The organism is Vibrio sp. OPT46 (assembly GCF_015163535.1).
GTDB classification, from domain to species: domain Bacteria; phylum Pseudomonadota; class Gammaproteobacteria; order Enterobacterales; family Vibrionaceae; genus Vibrio; species Vibrio alginolyticus.
In genome coordinates this window covers 111,469-119,059 of record NZ_JADDYG010000092.1, presented here as the reverse complement: position 1 = coordinate 119,059, position 7,591 = coordinate 111,469, and the positions used below count along the sequence as shown (strand labels likewise).

The window sequence follows — 7,591 nt, the reverse complement described above, 5'->3', positions numbered from 1 at the left end:
GGCGGTGAGAAAGCCCGCGACCATCAGCAGAAGAAAGGTAAACTTCCGGTTCGTGAGCGCATTCTTGCCCTACTCGACCCTGGTTCATCCTTTCTAGAAATCGGTCAGTTTGCTGGCTGGGATGTGTATCCAGATTACGTTCCATGCGCGGGCGTAGTAGCGGGTGTTGGTGTGATTGATGACACCGAGTGCATGATCGTCGCGAACGACGTGACGGTAAAAGGCGGCAGTTACTACCCACTCACCGTGAAAAAGCACTTAAGAGCACAAGAAATTGCAGAAAAATGCCAACTGCCATGTGTTTACTTAGTCGACTCTGGCGGCGCTAACCTACCCCGCCAAGATGAGGTATTCCCAGATAAAGACCATTTTGGCCGTATTTTCTACAACCAAGCCCGTATGTCGGCCAAAGGCATTCCACAAATTGCGGTGGTCATGGGGCTATGTACCGCTGGCGGCGCTTATGTTCCTGCCATGTGCGACGTATCCATCATAGTCAAAGAACAAGGCACGATTTTTTTGGCAGGTCCACCTCTTGTAAAAGCAGCGACAGGTGAAGAAGTCAGCGCGGAAGATCTTGGAGGCGCAGACGTTCATTGTCGCACCTCTGGTGTGGCGGACTATTACGCAGAAAATGATCACCACGCGTTAGAGTTGGCAAGACAAGCCGTTTCTCAAATTAACCACTTGAAACCCGTTCAACTCAAGCAAAAAGCACCACAGGAACCACGTTTTCCTGCCCAAGAGCTGTACGGCATCGTCGGAACCGATCTCAAAAAGCCGTTTGATGTTAAAGAGGTCATTGCCCGAATTGTTGATGATTCCCAGTTCGATGAATTTAAAGCCCTGTTCGGCGAAACCTTGGTCTGTGGCTTTGCCCATATTCACGGTATGCCGATTGGCATTGTCGCTAACAACGGCATTCTATTTTCAGAATCAGCACAAAAAGGCGCGCATTTTATTGAGCTGTGCGCACAACGCAAAATTCCTCTGCTTTTCTTGCAGAATATAACGGGCTTTATGGTCGGTCAGAAGTACGAAGCCGAAGGCATCGCCAAACATGGTGCGAAAATGGTAACTGCTGTTGCGTGTGCAGACGTGCCGAAGTTTACCGTGGTTATTGGTGGATCGTATGGCGCAGGGAACTACGGCATGTGTGGCCGCGCTTATGATCCAACCATGATGTGGATGTGGCCAAACGCGCGCATCTCCGTCATGGGTGGAGAGCAAGCGGCTGGCGTGATGGCGCAAGTGACCCGCGATATCAAAACTCGCAAAGGTGAAAGCTGGAGCGTAGAGGAAGAAGAAGCGTTCAAACGTCCAATTGCGGAGCAATATCAGACTCAAAGCCATGCATACTACGCCAGTGCTCGTTTGTGGGACGACGGCATTATTGATCCCGCCAAAACCCGTGATGTTGTCGGCATTGCTCTGTCTGCTGCGCTTAATGCGCCAATATCAGACAGTAAATTTGGCATCTTCCGCATGTAGTCGGATGCAAGGCAAGCCTTAACTCCTCGCGAATACCGATGTTTATACAAGTAACGGTTAGCGAGTATTGGAATACAGACTGAAATGTCAGACAAAGGAAGTCACATGACCGGACTACTGCTCGAAAAAGACAACAATGGCGTTGCTTGGTTGAGCCTCAATCGACCAGAGAAACATAACGCGTTTAATGATGAATTAATTGCTTCACTTATCGAAATCTTGGAAAAACTTGATAGAGACGACTCTCTACGTGCATTGGTACTAACGGCCCAAGGTAAACACTTTTCTGCGGGTGCGGATCTTGGCTGGATGCAGTCAATGGCAACCAAAACCGAGGGTGAAAACCTGCAAGATGCACAGCAACTAGCAAAACTTTTGCATACGCTGGATACCTTTAGCACACCGACTATTGCTATGGTGCATGGCGCTGCATTTGGCGGCGCACTTGGGCTTATCTGCTGTTGCGATATCGCTATCGGTACACCTGAAAGTCGCTTCTGTTTGAGTGAAGTGAAGCTCGGTTTGTTACCCGCCACCATCGGACCTTACGTAATCCGAGCGATTGGACAAAGACAGAGCCGACGCTACTTTTTAACCGCGGAACTGATTGATGCCGAAACCGCGCTATCGATGAGTATTCTTCATCAGATAGACGCTCAACCACGTGAAGCCGTCAATCGCACCATTGATCACCTGCTCAACAACGGTCCACAAGCCATGCAGGCAGCAAAAACGCTCTGCTTACGTTGTGACAATCAACCTATCGAGCATTCATTAATTGAATACACCAGCCAAGCTATTGCAACCGCCCGCGTGTCCGCAGAAGGACAAGAAGGACTGAGTGCATTTTTTGAAAAGCGCGCCGCCAATTGGAGGAATCATGTTTAAAAGAATACTGATCGCAAACCGCGGTGAAATTGCCTGCCGAATCATTAAAACCGCAAAAAGCATGGCTATCGAGACGGTTGCCGTCTATTCCGAAGCGGATCGCAGCAGCTTACATGTTAAACAAGCGGATTTCGCTGAATTCATTGGCCCCGCTCCGGCGAGTGAATCGTATCTCGATATCGATGCGATTATCGGCGCTGCGAAAAAATGGCAAGCCGATGCTATCCACCCTGGGTATGGTTTTCTTTCCGAGAACCCGAAACTGGCGAAAGCGTGCAGCGAAAATGGCATTGTTTTTATTGGCCCTTCCACCAGCGCAATTGAAGCAATGGGTTCGAAGTCGCAAGCCAAAGCCATCATGTCTGAGGCGAACGTGCCCTTGGTTCCCGGCTATCACGGCACAGACAACAGCGTAGAGCACTTATTAGCGGAAGCGGAAAAAATCGGTTACCCAGTGATGCTTAAAGCAACACAAGGTGGCGGCGGTAAAGGCATGCGAGTGGTCAATAGCGCAGCCGAAATGCCTCTGGCCATCGACGGTGCGCAGCGTGAAGCACTTTCAAGCTTTGGCGATAAGCAGCTTCTAATCGAAAAATGTATATTGCAGCCTCGCCACGTTGAAGTTCAGGTATTTGCTGACCAACATGGCAACTGTGTCTATCTTTCTGATCGCGATTGCTCCATTCAACGCCGTCACCAAAAAGTAGTCGAAGAAGCACCAGCTCCCGGTCTTAGTGATGAACTGCGTAAACAAATGGGTGAAGCTGCGGTTCAGGCCGCTCAAGCGATCGACTATGTTGGCGCTGGCACGGTGGAGTTCTTACTCGATAGCCGAGGTCAATTCTACTTCATGGAGATGAACACCCGTCTGCAAGTTGAGCACCCTGTCACTGAATTGATCACCGGCGTTGATTTGGTGGAGTGGCAATTCAAAGTCGCAGCTGGCGAGCATTTACCTATTTCGCAATCTGAAATCACCCACGACGGCCATTCAATTGAGCTGCGAATTTACGCAGAAGATACAGACAATGACTTTATGCCGTCGACTGGCCGCATTGACTACTTAAAAGAACCCGTATCAGACAGTAATGTGCGCCTAGCGCGCGTACGCGTTGATAGTGGTGTTACCCAAGGCGATAGCATCAGCGAATATTACGATCCAATGATCAGCAAACTGATCGTCTGGGGGCAAACTCGTGATATCGCACTAAAGCAGCTTAAGCAGGCGTTAACTCAATATCACGTACGTGGAGTAACGACAAACATTGGTTATCTGCACAGTATTATTTCGCAGCCAGCCTTTGCCGAGATTGAGCTCGATACAGGTTTCCTCGTAACACATCAACAAGGCATAAATGAGCAGCAAGACGTGTCGGATTCAATCTGGCTTACATTGGCGGCGGTTGCTCACCGGAATGATCTCATTTCAAAATCAGACAGCTCAACGTTACCCGCGCCAACCAGACGAGGTTTTAGACTGTCAGTTGACAACGTTTACCGATTTAACTTCACGGATGCCAATGCCAACCATCAGGTACGTTTGCAACAATCATCGCAAGATACAGGATCTCACTTCACTGTCCGATGTGGTGAGGAGCTGCATCAGGTCATCCTGCTTGAAAGTGACAACCAGATTATCGTCGATATTGATAATGTGCGTTACACCTTTAATGCACTTAGCGATGAACAAAGAACAACACTATTTTATCTTGGTCAGCAGCGCACGTTCGCTCATCAACCTAACTTTGACTCTGCAAAAGATGTAGATGATGAACTAAGTCCAACCGCACCACTCAACGGCATAATTTCAGCAGTTATGGTGGCTAAAGGTGACGAAGTGGCGGCGGGCGATCCGCTTTTGGTACTCGAAGCAATGAAAATGGAATACACCATCACGGCTCCGGTCGCAGCAACAGTCGACGAATTGTTTTATCAGCACGGGGACCAAGTACAGCACGGTTCCATACTGCTGAATTTGTCTTTGATATCGGATAACGTCAGTGAAGATAAGGAGCGCGAATATGCTACCAGCGAAGGTTAATATCGTCGAAGTCGGCGCTCGTGATGGTCTGCAAAATGAAACGGCAGTGACGCTGGTTGATAAAATCCGTTTGATTAACCAACTAAGCAGCAGTGGCTTAAAGCATATTGAGGCGGGATCTTTCGTCTCTCCAAGGTGGGTGCCTCAAATGGCCGATTCCGATCAGGTGTTTGCTGGTATCTCAAAAAAGCCTGAAGTGGTTTATAGCGCGCTCACACCAAATCTCGCAGGGTTAGAACGTGCGCTGGAAAGCGGTGTAAAGCGAATTGCGGTGTTTGGCTCCGCTTCAGAAACGTTCAGCCAGAAGAACATCAACTGCAGCATTACCGAAAGTCTCGCTCGATTTGAACCCGTTATCGAATTGGCGAACCAGCACAACATTCCTGTACGCGGGTACTTGTCTTGTACCATGGTGTGTCCATATGAGGGAGTAATCAAGCCAGAGCAAACTACCAAGGTCGCCAATACGTTGTTTGATATGGGATGTTATGAGATTTCGCTCGGTGATACTGTCGGTAAAGCAACGCCTAATCGCGTTGTCGCCATGCTGGATTCGTTGTTAACGCTACTACCAAAAGACGCGCTCGCAGTACATTTTCATGACACTTATGGACAAGCATTAGCCAATATCTACCAAGCCTTGTTAATGGGCATCAACACCATTGATAGCGCAGTAGCGGGGCTCGGCGGCTGCCCTTACGCGAAAGGAGCCAGTGGCAATGTTGCAACGGAAGATGTACTTTATCTGTGTGAGCAACTTGGGATTGAAACAGGCGTTGACCTTGGCGTCATCAATGAAGCGGGTTGGCAAATTTGCCGTGCGTTAGGAAAGTCTCCTGCTTCTAGGGTCGCATTAGCTCTGGGCGATCCGTATAGCTTGTAAATCATCAACAACCAATCAGGTAATGTATTTCATCGGGCATGCAGACGTACGTGCCCGTTTTTTATTGTTACTCATAAAAACCTTAACGCTCAACGGTCTTCATCACATTAATTAGTGTCTGATTTCAGCTACAATTTAGTTTCAAAGCGAACATATAAAACAGGATCAGGTAAATGCTCATAACATTTCGTTGTCGAAGCCACTCAAACGTCACAATGTTTGGTGATATTGCATTAGATATGCTCAAAATGATGGGTCACAGCGGCACGGTGCCGGGATCAATTTCCGCTCAAGATGTTCCTGACGCGCTATCAAGATTAACTTCTGCTCTATCTGCGAAAAATGCAGCTGAAGAAAACCTCCCTACTGATGTAGACGAAGAGGAAGAACAAGCAGAGCCCGCGGTAAGCCTAGGACGCAGAGCGTTTCCACTGATTGAGTTGCTAAAATCAGCAATCAAAGAAGAATGCGAAGTCATGTGGGACAACCAATAACGCCTTCAAACTGGTTTCTAGCGAGGTGAATCCGTGTTGTGACCGCCTCGCTATGGTTACTCGACACCAAGATAAGAACACCAATACCGCTTATCGCCCTATCCGTTTCTCTCCCTAGACAACTTGATTTGCCCATCAATGTGCACATCTCGTTGTGGAAACGCGATTTCAATGCCGTGCTTTTCGAAAGCTTCGTAGATTTCAAAACGCATGGCACTTGCGACCGAGCGAATACCGCCCTCAACCGTTGAGTTAATCCAAAAATAAGATTCGAAGATCAAAGCATTGTCACCAAAGTCTTGAAAAAACACATCTGGCGCTGGCGAACTCAGAACTTGCGCTTGCTGCGAAGTCACTTCCGCCATTAAGGCTGCAACCTGTTTGACATCGCTCCCATACGCGACACCGACGACGACCGAGCCACGAACTAATCTGTCGCATAACGTCCAGTTGATCACCACGTTCTCAATCAACTGACTGTTGGGTATGAGCATATGAACACCATCGGTTCGTCTGATTCTCGTTGAGCGTGTATTTATTTGCTCGACAGTGCCTTTGGCGCCCTCAACCTCTAAAAAGTCCCCAATTCGGATTGGCTTTTCACCAATCAAAATCCAGCCACTTATGAAGTTGTTAATGATGTTTTGCGCACCAAAACCGAAGCCGATAGCGATGGCACCAGACAGAAAGGCAAACGCGGTAATTGGCACATTTATCATCGAAAGTGTGGTCATAAAAATAATGGCGAGAGCGATGACAAATAATATCCGTTTAACCAAATGAATCACGTTTGGGTCTTTCCCCGATGAAGACATTCTTGACGTAACGGTTTTGATCAAAATTTTGGATAACCATAAAGCGACAATGACCCATGTCGGCACCATCAATATCGCCCACAACGTGATAGGTTGTTCGTTAAAGGTAAACAGTGTTGTTTCTAAAAATGAAATGACCCGTTCGAACATAAAGTGCTCACTCTTGATTCATCGTTGCCAGCAAGCCAGAGCGCATAAGTCTTATAATTTTAGCCCAATCGATAGCGCAAGCGGCTCAACTAAGTTCTTCTTATTAACTATATTGTAATCTACGTAAAACGCTTCGAGTGGTTTCCCACTTTGGCTTCAACCGATTAAGCCATTTAGGGAGCACGTCTTTGTGAACTAAACGAGCCAATCAACCAACTGGATACGCAAGGCAAATCAGTGATAACTTTCTGATTTTTAAGCGTCAAATTTTCACTTCGAATCACTCTCACTTATTATTATGCACCTTATTGCAATTTATATTGATGGAATGATTGTTATGTCAGAACTGACTCGGATGCGCTCTGGAGAAACCTATAATTGTCTGGATGAAGAACTAAAGCTAATGCGCGCCAAAACTGCGCAGCTTGTCTTCCAGTTTAACCACGAACCAAACCCAGATATCCGTAGACAACTATTGGCGGAAATGGGCGTCCAATTAAAAAATAGCGCCTGTATAGAGCCACCGCTACAACTTACCTACGGTTGTCACTTGTCCATCGGAGAAAACACCTACATCAACTGGGATGCCATTATTCTGGACAATGGACAGGTTGAGGTTGGCGCGAACGTCATGATTGGGCCTAGAGTGCAAATTTACACAGCCGCTCATTCACTCGATACGCAAAGACGCTTAGCCGGAGATGAGATCGCCAAACCGGTAAAAATTGGCAATAACGTTTGGATTGGTGGGGGCGCAATCATACTGCCAGGCGTGACCATTGGCGATGAGGCCGTCGTCGGCGCTGGCTCTGTCATAACCAAAGACGTT

At 47.7% G+C, this 7,591-nt stretch carries 7 protein-coding genes; 6 read left to right on the top strand and 1 reads right to left on the bottom strand.

Annotated features, from left to right (window positions below):
* The 5 genes from IQR33_RS03960 to IQR33_RS03940 form a co-directional block, all read left to right on the top strand.
* Positions 1 to 1,491: carboxyl transferase domain-containing protein (locus IQR33_RS03960; RefSeq protein ID WP_228013748.1), on the top strand; the 1,491-nt coding region annotated here is incomplete at its 5' end.
* 105 nt (positions 1,492 to 1,596) lie between these two features.
* Positions 1,597 to 2,379, top strand: coding sequence for an enoyl-CoA hydratase-related protein (locus IQR33_RS03955; protein ID WP_169628738.1), 783 nt, complete (start codon positions 1,597 to 1,599; stop codon positions 2,377 to 2,379).
* Positions 2,372 to 4,420: an acetyl/propionyl/methylcrotonyl-CoA carboxylase subunit alpha gene (locus IQR33_RS03950; protein ID WP_171343163.1), complete on the top strand. Its 2,049-nt coding sequence runs from the start codon at positions 2,372 to 2,374 to the stop codon at positions 4,418 to 4,420. Before IQR33_RS03955 ends, IQR33_RS03950 begins: the two co-directional genes overlap by 8 nt.
* Positions 4,401 to 5,303, top strand: a complete 903-nt coding sequence (locus IQR33_RS03945; protein ID WP_193843531.1) for a hydroxymethylglutaryl-CoA lyase — start codon at positions 4,401 to 4,403, stop codon at positions 5,301 to 5,303. The genes IQR33_RS03950 and IQR33_RS03945 overlap by 20 nt, the downstream gene beginning before the upstream one ends.
* Positions 5,304 to 5,476: 173 nt before the next feature.
* The gene (locus IQR33_RS03940; protein WP_005373256.1) at positions 5,477 to 5,797 is read left to right on the top strand and encodes a DUF1840 domain-containing protein; all 321 of its coding nucleotides are present in this window, start codon (positions 5,477 to 5,479) and stop codon (positions 5,795 to 5,797) included.
* Positions 5,798 to 5,895: 98 nt separating this feature from the next.
* Here the strand turns inward: IQR33_RS03940 and IQR33_RS03935 are convergent, their stop codons facing one another.
* Positions 5,896 to 6,762, bottom strand: coding sequence for a mechanosensitive ion channel family protein (locus IQR33_RS03935; RefSeq protein ID WP_005373258.1), 867 nt, complete (start codon positions 6,760 to 6,762; stop codon positions 5,896 to 5,898).
* Between the two features lie 337 nt (positions 6,763 to 7,099).
* On the opposite strand from IQR33_RS03935, the gene IQR33_RS03930 reads away from it, so the two are divergent.
* The coding region (locus IQR33_RS03930) for a sugar O-acetyltransferase (protein WP_228013747.1) at positions 7,100 to 7,591 on the top strand (492 nt) is incomplete at its 3' end.